This is a genomic window from Salmonella sp. SAL00672, from assembly GCF_046552175.1.
GTDB lineage: Bacteria > Pseudomonadota > Gammaproteobacteria > Enterobacterales > Enterobacteriaceae > Salmonella > Salmonella enterica.
The window spans coordinates 39,558-53,634 of record NZ_JBGDUQ010000005.1 but is presented as its reverse complement, the minus strand read 5'-3'; the positions used below and the strand labels follow the sequence as shown (position 1 = coordinate 53,634).

The window sequence follows — 14,077 nt, the reverse complement described above, 5'->3', positions numbered from 1 at the left end:
GCAGGAAATAACACAATAAACCGGAAGGACGAGAAGATCGAGAGGATGTTGTGGTGGATGCGCATATTACCGGATAGCGGCGTGAACGTCTTATCCGGCCTACAGCCAATGCGCGATACAAGCCGGATAAGCGCAAGCGCCACCCGGCCCGCCGCGTATTTAATCAATATACTTCATCGCCACCCTTGAGGTCAGGCGCGTGATAAGTTCGTAAGCACTTACTTTTGTTATTTCAGCGATACGTTCAACCGGCAGACCTTCACCCCATAAAACCACCGGATCGCCCGCGTTATCCTGCGCGTTTGGCCCCAAATCCACGCAAATCATATCCATCGCCACCCGCCCGACAATCGGGACTTCACGACCATTGACCAGTACTGGCGTACCGGAAGGCGCCGCTCGTGGGTAGCCATCGCCATAACCCATCGCCACCACGCCCAGGCGCGTGTCGCGCTCACTCACCCATGTCCCGCCGTAGCCCACCGGTTCGCCCGCTTTGTGGTCACGCACCGCGATCAAACTGGAGGTTAAGGACATCACCGGCTGAAAACCAAAATCCGGCCCCCAGGGTTTGTGCTCCAGCGGCGATACGCCATACAAAATGATGCCCGGACGCGCCCAGTCAAAGTGAGACTGCGGCCACAGCAGGATACCGCCAGACGCGGCAATAGAGCGCTGACCGGGTTTACCCTGACAGAAGGCATTAAAAATGTCGAGCTGATGTTCGGTAGCGCCGCATTCCGGCTCATCCGCACGGGCAAAATGGCTGACGATATTCACCGGCTGGCGTACATTTTTACAGTGCGTCAGACGCTGGTAGAACGCCTCCGCCTCTTCGGGACGCACGCCGAGACGATGCATACCGGTATCCAGTTTCATCCAGACCGTTACCGGCTCCGCCAGCTCCACCGCCTCCAGGGCGGCAAGCTGCTCTTGATTATGTACGGCGGTATGCAGACATTGCGCGGAAATGGTCGGCAGATCGGCGGCGTCGAAAAAACCCTCCAGCAGCAGGATAGGCTGCGTGATCCCGCCCGCTCGCAGACGTAGAGCCTCTTCAAGACGCGCCACGCCAAAAGCGTCAGCATCAGGGAGCGTTCGCGCGGTCTCCAGAAGACCGTGTCCATAAGCGTTCGCTTTCACCACCGCAACCAGCTTACTGGCAGGCGCCAGTTCACGCAGACGTTGCAGGTTGTGTCGCAGAGCGCGGCGGTTAATGACGACTGTTGCCGCTTGCATTTGAATTCCTTGTTAAAAGAATGACGGAGAGTTACTCATCATCGTATTGCGGTCCCGCATAGTTATCGAAGCGCGACCACTGACCATTGAACGTCAGACGAACCGTACCGATAGGACCGTTACGTTGCTTACCAATAATAATTTCAGCAATGCCTTTTAAGTCGCTGTTCTCGTGATAAACCTCATCACGGTAGATAAACATAATTAAGTCGGCATCCTGTTCAATAGAGCCGGATTCACGCAGGTCGGAGTTCACCGGACGTTTATCCGCGCGTTGTTCCAGGGAGCGGTTAAGCTGCGATAGCGCCACGACCGGCACCTGAAGTTCCTTCGCCAGCGCTTTCAACGAGCGAGAAATTTCGGCGATTTCCAGAGTACGGTTATCAGAAAGCGACGGCACGCGCATCAATTGCAGGTAGTCGATCATAATCAGACTTAACCCGCCATGTTCGCGGAAAATACGCCGCGCGCGCGAACGGACTTCTGTCGGCGTAAGACCTGAGGAGTCGTCAATATACATATTGCGTTTCTCCAGCAGAATGCCCATCGTGCCGGAGATTCGCGCCCAGTCTTCATCATCGAGTTGACCGGTACGAATACGTGTCTGATCGACGCGGGACAGCGAGGCCAGCATACGCATCATGATCTGTTCGCCGGGCATCTCCAGACTAAAGATCAGTACCGGTTTATCCTGCAACATCGCCGCATTTTCGCAGAGGTTCATCGCAAAAGTGGTTTTACCCATGGAGGGGCGCGCCGCGACGATAATCAAATCCGAACGCTGTAACCCTGCCGTCTTTTTATTGAGATCCTGATAGCCGGTATCCACGCCTGTAACGCCATCGTGCGGTTGCTGGAACAACTGCTCAATACGCGCCACGGTAGCGTCGAGAATCTGGTCGATGCTTTTCGGACCTTCGTCTTTGTTGGCCCGGTTTTCCGCGATCTGGAAGACGCGCGACTCCGCCAGATCCAGCAGTTCGTCGCTATTGCGCCCCTGTGGATCGTAACCGGCGTCCGCAATTTCATGCGCCACCGCGATCATATCGCGGACCACGGCGCGTTCGCGCACAATGTCCGCATAAGCACTGATGTTCGCCGCGCTTGGCGTATTTTTAGACAACTCCGCCAGATAGGCGAAGCCGCCGACGCTGTCCAGTTGGCCCTGCCGCTCCAGCGATTCCGCGAGCGTAATCAGGTCGATAGGACTGCCGCTTTCCTGCAAGCGCCCCATCTCCGTAAAGATATGGCGATGCGGGCGGGTATAGAAATCTTCCGCCACCACGCGCTCGGCCACATCGTCCCAGCGCTCGTTATCCAGCATTAAACCGCCCAACACCGACTGTTCCGCTTCAATCGAGTGCGGCGGCACTTTTATCCCGGCAACCTGCGGATCGCGGTCGCGGGCATCAGTCTGTGGTTTGTTGAAGGGTTTATTTCCTGCCATAGTGAATGGAGTTACCGAGATAGTGATTGGGTCGAAAGATTACCACATTTCTTTTGGAGGAAGCATGGCAACGCGTATTGAATTTCACAAGCATGGTGGTCCGGAAGTGCTTCAGACCGTGGAGTTTACGCCAACGGAACCGGCGGAACACGAAATCCAGGTTGAGAACAAAGCCATTGGTATCAACTTCATCGACACCTATATCCGTAGCGGACTCTATCCGCCCCCGTCGTTGCCTGCGGGCCTGGGAACCGAAGCTGCGGGTGTGGTCAGTAAAGTCGGCAACGGCGTGGAGCACATTCGCGTGGGCGATCGCGTCGTCTACGCGCAGTCAACGCTCGGCGCTTACAGTTCCGTCCATAACGTCCCCGCAGATAAAGCCGCGATTTTACCTGACGCCATTTCCTTCGAACAGGCGGCAGCCTCTTTTCTCAAGGGGTTGACCGTTTTTTACCTGTTGCGCAAAACCTATGAAGTGAAACCCGACGAACCCTTCCTGTTTCATGCCGCTGCGGGCGGCGTCGGTCTGATCGCCTGCCAATGGGCAAAAGCGCTGGGCGCGAAGCTTATCGGTACCGTCGGTAGCGCGCAAAAAGCGCAGCGGGCGCTGGACGCCGGTGCCTGGCAGGTAATTAATTACCGTGAGGAGAGCATTGTCGAACGGGTAAAAGAGATCACCGGCGGCAAAAAAGTCCGCGTGGTCTATGACTCCGTGGGGAAAGATACCTGGGAAGCCTCACTGGACTGCCTGCAACGACGGGGACTGATGGTCAGTTTCGGCAATGCGTCCGGCCCCGTCACTGGCGTGAATTTAGGTATTCTGAATCAGAAAGGTTCCCTGTATGCCACGCGACCTTCACTACAGGGGTATATTACGACACGTGAAGAACTGACCGAAGCCAGCAATGAATTGTTCTCATTGATCGCCAGCGGCGTGATTAAAGTTGATGTGGCTGAAAATCAACGCTATGCGTTAAAAGATGCCCGTCGCGCGCATGAGGTACTGGAAAGCCGGGCCACACAGGGCTCAAGCCTGCTGATTCCGTAATAGCTCTGCAAAGAAATTGGGCTTCCACCCGGGAAGCCCTTTCTTTTTTGTTCGGCTGTATGTAGGGTACAGCGCGATGAATTCGTTACCTGCGCAATCATGACAGATTTAATAATCGATTCCTATTTGCTTGTGAGGGCAAAGTTCCAGGTTGTGACGAACCGCTCAATACCTTAGTAAAACCGACGGTTATTGCGCTGATACTGTGGGATTTTTGGCGTTTTTACTGCTTTGATCACCCACACCACAGCCACCGCCAGCAGTAGCCACGGTAACAGCTTGATCATCAGGGCGAACATTCCACCCAGGAACATGACGGCAGTCGCTACAACCAGCGCGGCCAGAATGCCCAGCAAGGAGACGCCCGTCACCATTAACATCAGAAAAAAGCCAAGCACAAAAAGTAGTTCCAGCATAGTCGCTCCCCATAAAGATGGCATTGCCCGGCGGCACGGCGCTTACCGGGTTTGGTCAGGTAAGCTATTACAAAAATCATGCCAATATTTATGTTTTTGATATATAAAGAAAACGCCCTGCAAGACTGCACAGAGCGTGGTGAGATTGACTAATTTTTGGCGAACTTTTAACGCTTGTCTGCTACCAGTTTTAGCGCCTGCTCCAGTACAGCAACATCCGCGCCAGCTTTATGGGCGTTTTCGCTCAGATAGCGACGCCACTGCCGCGCGCCGGGGATGCCCTGGAACAACCCCAGCATATGGCGAGTGATATGCCCCAGATACGCTCCCTGGCTCAATTCACGCTCAATATAGGGATACATCGCGCGAACCACCGTAACCGGGTCGGCATCGGTGGTATCGGCGCCGAAAATCTCCCGATCTACCGCGGCCAGTATACCCGGATTCTGATAAGCTTCGCGGCCAACCATGACGCCATCCATATGGCGCAGGTGTTCCTTCGCCTCTTCCAGCGATTTGATGCCGCCGTTAATGGACATGGTCAGGTGCGGAAAATCCCGCTTTAGCTGGTATACGCGCGGGTAATCCAGCGGCGGGATCTCACGATTTTCTTTCGGGCTTAAGCCAGAAAGCCAGGCTTTGCGCGCATGGATAATAAACATCTCGCATTCGCCCCGACCGGAAACCGTATCGATGAAATCACACAGAAACGCATAACTGTCCTGATCGTCAATACCAATGCGGGTTTTTACCGTTACCGGAATCGAGACGACATCACGCATGGCTTTAACACAATCGGCGACCAGTTGCGCATTGCCCATCAAACAGGCGCCAAACATACCATTTTGCACACGATCGGAGGGGCACCCCACGTTGAGGTTAATTTCATCGTAGCCACGCGCTTCCGCCAGCTTTGCACAATGCGCAAGCTGAGCCGGATCGCTTCCACCAAGCTGTAGAGCAACCGGATGCTCTTCTTCGCTGTAAGCCAGATAGTCACCCTTACCGTGAATAATCGCGCCCGTGGTCACCATTTCGGTGTAGAGCAGCGTCTGGCGAGACAGCAAACGCAGGAAATAGCGGCAATGTCTGTCCGTCCAGTCGAGCATAGGCGCGATGGAGAAGCGATAAGCAGGAAAAGCGGAGGACTGGGTTTCAGGCTGCATGGCGAATAAATAAGCATCCGGTTAAAAAAGGGGCGTCACTATAGCATAACGCTAAACCGGAGGCGTAGCGCCTCCGGTGAAAACGCCTCAGAATGTCATCGTAAGCTGCGCGCCAGCCCCCCAGGTTTCATCTTCGCCGTACAGTCCCATTAAGTCGAGATGCACACGGTTAAAGGGCGCAAAGCCAAGACCGCCGGTAACCACATTGCTATCGTTATTTTTCACATCCGCACGATACCCTGCGCGCACCGCCAGCCATGACAACGGTCGAACTTCAGCGCCGACGCCAACGTACTGTGAATTGTCTTCGCTCTTAAAGCCTTTCGTTTCCGTCAGATCGCCATCGGCGCTTACGGTCAGCAAATCGTTATGCCATGCGACGCCCGCGGTAACCAGGGGGCGGATTTGGTATGTATCTTTGTAGTTGGTGGTTTCTCCCGTCATACCATTAGTGATGTAAATATCTTTCGTATCGATATCGCGAGATACCAGATTTTGCCCGCTCAGCCCCAGCGTCCAGTTTTCACCGATATCGGCAGCAAGCCCCGCATCAATGTTAAAACCCGTATCATCATTGCGATAACGGCTGCTATTCCAGTCGCTACTGTCGTATTTATAAATTGAGGTGGTGTAGTTATAGAGCCAGGTTTTTTGCAGTTTTGGCGTAACGCCAATGGAAACAGGCACCTCGCCCACCACAAACTGCTTCGCCAGCGCAATACCGTAGTCAGATACAATCGCTACCCGCCCCGACGCGGTAGAGTTTAAATGCTTTGTAATTTCGTCAGACCCCAGCAAAGCAGCGCGTCCTGCTTCACGAAGCGCGACACGTTCATCATGCTGGATATCGCGCAGATACTGAATATCGTTCTGATCAATGGACGAACTCACGCGCCCATGCGCATAACCTTTGGCGATAAACGCCACGGAAAGCGTTTGCCCTGGAATACTTACCGCCAACCCGGCGCCGGCATTGGCGCGGGCGGTTTTTCCGTTGAGATATTCCAGCTCATCGGCCAGGTCGCGCGCGGCGCCCTGAAATTGATTCAGCACGCCTCGCGGATTGAGCAGAATTTGCCCCAGCGTAAGGTTATCGACGACCTCATCGTAGTAATCCACTTTATCGCTGATATCGTCAATTTCATCCTGGAGATTGTCTTTATCCGTAATCTGGACGCCGACCGCAGGAAGGACAACAGTGATATTGTCTTCCGGTTTGGCTTTTGCCAGTAACGCCGGATTTAATAGTACTCCGCTGCCATAATTCGCGGACGCAACGCCCGTCCCGCCCATTGCGTCATTACGCGCTTCCGTCCAGGTATTGGCGGCGCTCGCCTGCTTTGCCATAAAAAGCGAGACCGCGATAGCAATCAGTGAAAGTTTGACGTTTTTGTTCACAGTTAGCCCATCTTATTATCAGGTGAAGTAATCCCTCCGCCACGCTTTACCGGACAGAGGCGAACTATTGCTGTGAAATAGTGATGTTAAATCCTGTTGTTATAATATCGACCCTCATTATGTATAGATGAGAATACTGGCGCGGAAAAGCTTAGCAGGCGATATATTGTCGCGGGGTAATTTCAGAGTTTTAAGCAGCTCGTGGTAAAGTAACGGATTAGACTTTCATGCCATTCGAGGTGCTACATGGAAAAGACCACAACGCAAGAGTTACTGGCGCAAGCTGAAAAACTCTGCGCGCAGCGCAACGTGCGCCTGACGCCTCAGCGCCTCGAAGTGCTGCGCCTGATGAGTCTGCAACAGGGTGCCATCAGCGCATACGATTTGCTCGATTTGCTGCGCGAAACGGAACCACAGGCCAAACCGCCCACCATTTACCGCGCGCTGGATTTTTTGCTCGAACAGGGTTTTGTCCATAAAGTGGAATCCACCAATAGTTATGTGGTTTGCCACCTGTTCGACCAGCCGACGCACAGCTCGGCCATGTTTATCTGCGATCGTTGTGGCGTGGTGAAGGAAGAGTGTGCCGAGGGCGTGGAAGACATCATGCATACGCTGGCGGCTAAAATGGGATTTGCGCTACGACATAACGTTATTGAGGCGCACGGTCTGTGCCCTGCGTGCGTAGAAGTGGAAGCGTGTCGCCATCCGGGCGACTGTGGTCACGATCACTCGGTGCTGGTGAAGAAAAAACCGCGTTAGCCTGAACGGAAAACGGGCGGCAGTAGAGAGGGGCACGCCCGCATTCATAAGCAAACAGTGGGAAGCACATCCATGTACTCCTGGTAGGGGAAAACATATTACCAGCGATAGTTGTTACGGGTTTCCCAGTCAACAACCTCTTTTTCCGCCTGATCTTTCTGGTAACCGTAACGCTCCTGGATTTTACCTACCAGTTGGTCGCGTTTACCTTCGATAACGGTCATATCGTCATCGGTCAGTTTGCCCCATTGTTCTTTCATTTTACCTTTAAACTGTTTCCAGTTACCGCCGGCTTCGTCTTTATTCATCATCTTGTCCTCATCATTCGGTTAGGAATAGCAGGTGTTATTCGCCCAAATGCTCTGCAATTTCTGCTGGACGTGATAATAATTGTAGGCAGGAATTCGGCCTTCGGTTTTATATTCAGAATTTTTAACCGTCACGATCTGGCAAACCATGTACCCTCGCGCCAGTGACGACGCCAGATAAGGCTCAACGACAGACCGCGAAGCGCCAGGAACACGGTTAATGCCAGCCATAAACCATGATTTCCTAATACCGGCAGGGCGAAGAGCGTCAGCGCGAATCCTCCCGCGGCGACAGCCATGCTATTGCGCATTTCGGCAGCGCGCGTCGCGCCAATAAACATACCATCGAGCAGATAGCACCATACGCCCACCAGCGGTAATACCACCTGCCAGATAAGATACCGATCCGCCAGTAGCTGTATTTGCGGCAATGAGGTCAGTAACGCGACAATATGTTCGCCTGCCAGGGCATAGACTGTGGAAAACAACAAGGCCACAATTCCTGACTGACGACACGCCGCTCGCCAGACGTCCAGTAGCTTGCTACCGTCACGCGCGCCGTAAGCCTGACCGGAGTGCGCCTCCACCGCATAAGCAAAACCGTCCAGCGCATAGGCCGTAAAGGTGAGTAAGGTCATCAGGACTGCATTTACCGCGATAATATCGCTGCCCAGCCGCGCGCCTGACACCGTGATTGCGCCAAAACAAAGCTGAAGGAGCAATGAGCGCAGCATGATATCGCGATTGAGCGCCAAAAGGCGGCGCACGTTGCCGCGCCAGGCCTGTTTTAGCATATCCAGCGACACACCGCGGAGATGGAAAACTTTACGTACCATCATGAGGCCGATCAGTAACGTGACATATTCTGCGATGACCGTCGCCAGGGCAGCACCCTGCACGTTCATATGAAGCCCCATCACCAGCCACAGGTCGAGCGCGATATTGAGGATATTGCCCACGACCAACAAGATAACCGGCGCCCGCGCATACTGAACGCCTAACAGCCAACCGAGCAGCACCAGATTCGCCAGTGACGCGGGAGCGCTTAGCCAACGAATTTCAAGGAAGCGTCTCGCTTGCACCAGGACAGCGTCGTTCCCGCCGACAATATGTAAAGCCAGCTCGATAAGCGGCGTGCGAAATAGCACAATCATCACGCCAGCGCCCAGCGCCAGTAATAACGGTTGAATGAGCGCCCGGGCTAACGCCTGCGGATTTTTGGCGCCAAATGCCTGCGCCGTTAGGCCGGTGGTGCTCATACGTAGAAATAGCAGCAGCATGAAAAGAAAGCTGGTGGCAGTCGCGCCCACCGCCACGCCGCCCAGGAAAACCGGGCTGTCCAGATGACCAATCACCGCCGTATCGACCAGCCCCAGCAAGGGGACGGTGATGTTAGAAAAAATCATCGGCAGCGCGAGATGCCAGAGAGCTTTATCAGAGGAGGTAAAAAGCGGCATGGAGAAAAGCCTGACAAGGAGTTAAACGAAACGAGCGCATTGCCGGATGGCAACGTAACGCCTTATCCGGCCTACAAATTAATCATCTCAGGAACTGCATTCCCGTAGGCCTGATAAGCGCAGCGCCATCAGGCTGCACGATTGCCGGATGACGGCTTACAAGGAGATTAAAACGAGATTACAACCATTCCCCGTTGCGAATGACGCCTACCGCCAGCCCTTCAATCGTAAAGCTTTGTTCGCGCAGATCCACCACTATCGGTGTAAACTCGCTGTTTTCCGGCAGCAGCTCCACTTTATTGCCCTGCTTTTTCAGGCGTTTTACTGTCACTTCATCGTCAATGCGAGCGACAACCACCTGGCCATTACGGACGTCCTGCGTTTTATGTACCGCCAGCAAATCCCCATCCATAATACCGATGTCTTTCATCGACATACCGCTCACGCGCAGCAGGAAATCGGCGCTGGGTTTGAACAGCGAAGGATCGACCTGGTAATGGCCTTCAATATGCTGCTGCGCCAGAAGCGGTTCACCCGCCGCGACACGCCCGACAAGCGGTAATCCGTCCTCTTCTTCCTGTAACAGACGGATACCTCGCGATGCGCCGGAAACGATTTCAAGCACCCCTTTGCGCGCCAGCGCTTTAAGGTGTTCTTCCGCAGCGTTTGGGGAACGGAACCCCAAACGCTGCGCGATTTCCGCACGCGTCGGTGGCATACCTGTCTGGCTGATGTGATCCCGGATGAGATCAAACACCTCTTGTTGCCTGGCCGTTAACGCTTTCATTCCGCCCCCTGGGTGTATATACAATCATGCTGTGAGTATATACAGTTAAAGGTGATTTTGGAACCACAAACGGCGCAAAAAACAAGAGATTTATAAAATTTGGAACCTTTATCGAAAATGTGACCATAACAGGATGCCCCAGGTCATCAGGGCAACGAAAATAGACAGTAGCACCGCAGCCGATCCCATATCTTTCGCACGGCCGGAAAGCTCATGGTATTCAGAACCGATGCGGTCCACGACCGCTTCAATAGCGCTGTTGAGGATTTCAACAATCATGATAAGTAAAACGGAACCTATCAATAACACACGGGTAATCGCATCCACATCCAGCCAGCAGGCGATGATGACGCCCAGCAATACCGCGATACTTTCCTGGCGAAACGCCGCTTCGTGAGTCCATGCGGCGCGAAATCCTTTCCAGGAATATCCTGCCGCTTTGATAATTCTGGTGAATCCAGTGGTATTATTGGCCATCAAAAGAACCTTTTTACATTATTAACGTCAATGACATTATACAGTTGCCCTGCACGATTCGGACTGCCGTAACGCAGCGCGAAGTATGACGGGATACAACAGAAATTCGCTAAACTTTCTGATATCCTTGCACCGCATTTGCATTATTAACCAGAGGCTTTACATCGTTTATGTCCGGCTGGCCACGAATTTACTACAAATTACTGAATTTACCATTAAGCATACTGGTAAAAAGCAAGTCTATTCCGGCGGAACCCGCCCAGGAATTGGGGCTCGATACTTCTCGCCCCATTATGTATGTCTTGCCATACAACTCAAAAGCGGACTTACTGACGCTGCGGGCTCAATGTCTGGCGCACGATCTCCCGGATCCGCTGGAGCCGCTGGAGATCGACGGCGCGCTGCTGCCACGCTATGTATTTATTCACGGCGGACCGCGTGTCTTTACCTATTACACGCCAAAAGAAGAGTCGGTGAAACTTTTTCACGATTATCTCGATCTGCATCGGAGTAATCCGGCTTTGGACGTGCAGATGGTGCCCGTTTCCGTGATGTTTGGCCGCGCGCCGGGTCGTGAAAAGGGAGAAGATAACCCGCCTTTACGTATGCTGAACGGCGTACAGAAATTCTTTGCCATCTCCTGGCTGGGTCGCGATAGCTTTGTCCGATTCTCGCCGTCCGTCTCATTGCGTCGTATGGCTGATGAACACGGCACCGATAAAATCATCGCGCAGAAGCTGGCTCGCGTGGCGCGTATGCACTTTGCTCGCCAGCGCCTGGCGGCGGTTGGCCCACGCCTGCCCGCCCGTCAGGATCTGTTTAACAAACTGCTGGCCTCGAAAGCGATCGCCCGCGCGGTAGAAGACGAAGCGCGCAGTAAAAAAATCTCTCATGAAAAAGCGCAGCAAAACGCCATTGCGCTGATGGAAGAGATCGCGGCGAACTTCTCTTACGAGATGATTCGTTTGACCGACAGGATTTTGGGGTTTACCTGGAACCGTCTTTACCAGGGAATTAACGTGCATAACGCCGAGCGCGTACGCCAACTGGCGCACGACGGGCATGAAATCGTCTATGTACCCTGTCACCGCAGCCATATGGACTACTTGCTCCTTTCTTATGTGCTGTACCATCAGGGACTGGTTCCGCCGCATATTGCCGCCGGTATTAACCTTAATTTCTGGCCCGCTGGCCCGATTTTCCGTCGTCTGGGCGCGTTCTTTATTCGTCGCACCTTTAAGGGGAATAAACTCTATTCCACCGTCTTTCGCGAATACCTGGGCGAGCTGTTCAGCCGCGGTTACTCGGTTGAGTATTTTGTCGAAGGAGGACGTTCGCGTACCGGACGTTTGTTAGATCCGAAAACCGGCACCCTGTCGATGACTATCCAGGCGATGCTGCGCGGCGGTACCCGTCCAATTACGTTAGTGCCTATTTACATCGGCTATGAGCACGTCATGGAAGTGGGCACCTATGCGAAAGAGCTGCGCGGCGCGACAAAAGAGAAAGAGAGCCTGCCGCAGATGCTGAAAGGCTTGAGCAAGCTGCGCAATCTGGGTCAGGGCTACGTTAACTTTGGCGAACCGATGCCGCTCATGACGTACCTGAACCAGCATGTGCCGGAGTGGCGCGAATCTATCGACCCTATAGAGGCCATACGCCCAGCCTGGCTGACGCCGACGGTAAATAGTATCGCCGCCGATCTGATGGTGCGTATTAACAACGCTGGCGCGGCAAACGCGATGAACCTGTGTTGTACCGCGCTGTTAGCGTCGCGTCAGCGCTCGCTCACCCGCGAGCAGCTCACCGAGCAGCTTGATTGCTATCTCGATCTGATGCGCAATGTCCCTTATTCCACAGACTCAACCGTTCCTGCCGCCAGCGCTGGCGAGCTCATCGCTCACGCGCTGCAGATGAATAAGTTTGAGGTCGAGAAAGACACCATTGGCGATATCATCATTCTGCCGCGCGAGCAGGCGGTGTTGATGACCTACTATCGTAACAATATCGCGCATATGTTGATTATGCCTTCGCTGATGGCGGCGATTATCACCCAGCATCGTCGCATTTCGCGTGATGCGTTGCAGCAGCATGTTGAAGCGCTCTATCCGATGTTAAAAGCGGAGCTGTTCCTGCGCTGGGAGCGCGAGGAGTTAGCCTCGGTCATTGACGCGCTGGCCAGTGAAATGCAGCGTCAGGGGCTAATTACCCTGCAGGATGATGAACTGCATATCAACCCGACGCATTCCCGTACGCTGCAACTGCTGGCGGCAGGCGCGCGCGAAACGCTACAGCGTTATGCCATTACGTTCTGGCTGTTGAGCGCCAATCCGTCCATCAACCGCAGTACGCTGGAGAAAGAAAGCCGTACCGTGGCGCAACGTCTGTCTGTCCTGCACGGTATTAACGCGCCGGAGTTTTTCGACAAAGCGGTGTTCAGTTCACTCGTGTTGACGCTACGGGATGAGGGTTATATCAGTGATACGGGCGATGCCGAACCGGCAGAAACGATGAAGATATATCAGATGCTTGCCGATCTAATTACCTCTGATGTCCGTCTGACGATTGAAAGCGCGACGCAGGGCGAGTAAGCCAGTGCCTGAAATGCCCGATAGTGCAAGCTCATCGGGCAACTGATATGACGTATTGAAAATTTTGGTTTTGTAGGCCGGGTTCGCCCGGCATGACATCAGAAGTGCCAGTAACTCATCGCCAGCCCTAAAAATAGCACCAGGCCAACGTAGTTATTGTTCATAAAGGCTTTAAAGCAGGCTTCACGTTCACGGTTCGCAATCAGTTTTTGCTGGTAGACAAACAGCGCGCCCGCCACCAGCACAGCCCAGTAATATCCCCATCCCAGACCATTCAACCAGCCGATCAGCGCCATTAACGCCATGACGCCAAGCTGCAGAATCCCGATAATCAATGTGTCATAACGACCAAACAGGATCGCCGTCGATTTAATGCCTATCTTGATATCATCATCTCTGTCGACCATCGCATATTGCGTATCGTAAGCCACTGCCCAGAGAATATTGGCGAGGAACATTAGCCAGCAGCTCAACGGCAGGGATTCGCTCACCGCGGCGAACGCCATGGGGATTGACCAGCCGAAAGCGGCCCCCAGCACGACCTGCGGCAGGTGGGTGTAGCGTTTCATAAAGGGATAAACCCAGGCCAACGCCAGCGCCGCCACGGAAAGCAGAATCGTCATGGCGTTCAGCGTCAGCACCAACAGAAACGCCAGCAGCACCAGCACCACAAACAGGTTGCGCGCTTCTTTCTCTGTCACGGCGCCGCTGGGTAAAGGCCGGTTGACCGTACGTTTTACATGTCCGTCAAATTTACGATCGGCATAATCATTTACCACGCAGCCCGCCGCGCGCATTAACCACACGCCAGCGACAAAAACTGCCAAAATCCACAGCTGAGGCATACCCGGCGTCGCCACCCATAGCGCCCAAAGCGTCGGCCAGAGCAGCAGCAACGCGCCAATAGGCTTATCTGTACGCATCAAACGGTGAAACGCCAGCAGCTTACTCTGCGTCAGACTCCACTCCATCTTTATCTTC

Annotated in this window: 14 protein-coding genes; 3 read left to right on the top strand and 11 right to left on the bottom strand. The window is 53.8% G+C overall.

Features of this window, described 5'->3' with window-relative positions; all coding sequences use genetic code 11:
* Nucleotides 1–159: 159 nt before the first annotated feature.
* Nucleotides 160–1,239, bottom strand: a complete 1,080-nt coding sequence (gene alr / locus ACLJTG_RS14420; RefSeq protein WP_001147296.1) for an alanine racemase — start codon at nt 1,237–1,239, stop codon at nt 160–162.
* A 31-nt stretch (nt 1,240–1,270) separates the two neighbouring features.
* Nucleotides 1,271–2,686 (bottom strand): replicative DNA helicase, encoded by a 1,416-nt coding sequence (dnaB, locus tag ACLJTG_RS14415; RefSeq protein ID WP_000918353.1) that lies wholly within the window; start codon nt 2,684–2,686, stop codon nt 1,271–1,273.
* Nucleotides 2,687–2,750: 64 nt separating this feature from the next.
* On the opposite strand from dnaB, the gene ACLJTG_RS14410 reads away from it, so the two are divergent.
* The gene (locus ACLJTG_RS14410) at nt 2,751–3,734 is read left to right on the top strand and encodes a quinone oxidoreductase (RefSeq protein ID WP_000235555.1); all 984 of its coding nucleotides are present in this window, start codon (nt 2,751–2,753) and stop codon (nt 3,732–3,734) included.
* A gap of 173 nt (nt 3,735–3,907) precedes the next feature.
* Here the strand turns inward: ACLJTG_RS14410 and pspG are convergent, their stop codons facing one another.
* From pspG to ACLJTG_RS14395, 3 genes are all read right to left on the bottom strand, one after another.
* Nucleotides 3,908–4,150, bottom strand: a complete 243-nt coding sequence (pspG, locus tag ACLJTG_RS14405; protein ID WP_000891414.1) for an envelope stress response protein PspG — start codon at nt 4,148–4,150, stop codon at nt 3,908–3,910.
* Between the two features lie 167 nt (nt 4,151–4,317).
* Nucleotides 4,318–5,316 carry a tRNA dihydrouridine(20/20a) synthase DusA gene (gene dusA / locus ACLJTG_RS14400; RefSeq protein WP_001182228.1) on the bottom strand — a complete coding sequence of 333 codons (999 nt, stop codon included), beginning with the start codon at nt 5,314–5,316 and terminating at the stop codon, nt 4,318–4,320.
* Between the two features lie 87 nt (nt 5,317–5,403).
* Entirely contained in the window at nt 5,404–6,714 is a 1,311-nt protein-coding gene (locus ACLJTG_RS14395; RefSeq protein WP_198898396.1) for a conjugal transfer protein TraF, read from the bottom strand.
* Nucleotides 6,715–6,960: 246 nt separating this feature from the next.
* Here ACLJTG_RS14395 and zur point away from each other — a divergent pair, with 246 nt between their 5' ends.
* On the top strand, nt 6,961–7,476 hold the full coding sequence (zur, locus tag ACLJTG_RS14390; RefSeq protein WP_000416271.1) for a zinc uptake transcriptional repressor Zur: 516 nt from the start codon (nt 6,961–6,963) through the stop codon (nt 7,474–7,476).
* Between the two features lie 98 nt (nt 7,477–7,574).
* Here the strand turns inward: zur and ACLJTG_RS14385 are convergent, their stop codons facing one another.
* The 5 genes from ACLJTG_RS14385 to ACLJTG_RS14365 all read right to left on the bottom strand — a co-directional run bounded on the left by ACLJTG_RS14385 (nt 7,575) and on the right by ACLJTG_RS14365 (nt 10,505).
* Nucleotides 7,575–7,784 (bottom strand): CsbD family protein, encoded by a 210-nt coding sequence (locus ACLJTG_RS14385; protein WP_001030592.1) that lies wholly within the window; start codon nt 7,782–7,784, stop codon nt 7,575–7,577.
* Nucleotides 7,785–7,805: 21 nt separating this feature from the next.
* Nucleotides 7,806–7,919, bottom strand: coding sequence for a hypothetical protein (locus tag ACLJTG_RS14380; protein ID WP_010989093.1), 114 nt, complete (start codon nt 7,917–7,919; stop codon nt 7,806–7,808).
* Nucleotides 7,916–9,241: an MATE family efflux transporter DinF gene (dinF, locus tag ACLJTG_RS14375; RefSeq protein WP_410959010.1), complete on the bottom strand. Its 1,326-nt coding sequence runs from the start codon at nt 9,239–9,241 to the stop codon at nt 7,916–7,918. The genes ACLJTG_RS14380 and dinF overlap by 4 nt, the downstream gene beginning before the upstream one ends.
* 178 nt (nt 9,242–9,419) lie before the next feature.
* The gene (gene lexA, locus ACLJTG_RS14370) at nt 9,420–10,028 is read right to left on the bottom strand and encodes a transcriptional repressor LexA (RefSeq protein ID WP_000646079.1); all 609 of its coding nucleotides are present in this window, start codon (nt 10,026–10,028) and stop codon (nt 9,420–9,422) included.
* 108 nt (nt 10,029–10,136) lie between these two features.
* Complete coding sequence (locus ACLJTG_RS14365) at nt 10,137–10,505, bottom strand: diacylglycerol kinase (protein WP_000002900.1); 369 nt, start codon at nt 10,503–10,505, stop codon at nt 10,137–10,139.
* 170 nt (nt 10,506–10,675) lie between these two features.
* Here ACLJTG_RS14365 and plsB point away from each other — a divergent pair, with 170 nt between their 5' ends.
* A complete protein-coding gene (gene plsB, locus ACLJTG_RS14360; RefSeq protein WP_000017360.1) occupies nt 10,676–13,096 on the top strand; it encodes a glycerol-3-phosphate 1-O-acyltransferase PlsB in 2,421 nt (806 codons plus the stop codon).
* A gap of 98 nt (nt 13,097–13,194) precedes the next feature.
* On the opposite strand, the gene ubiA is transcribed toward plsB, so the two are convergent.
* Entirely contained in the window at nt 13,195–14,067 is an 873-nt protein-coding gene (gene ubiA, locus ACLJTG_RS14355) for a 4-hydroxybenzoate octaprenyltransferase (RefSeq protein WP_000455249.1), read from the bottom strand.
* Between the last annotated feature and the right edge of the window lie 10 nt (nt 14,068–14,077).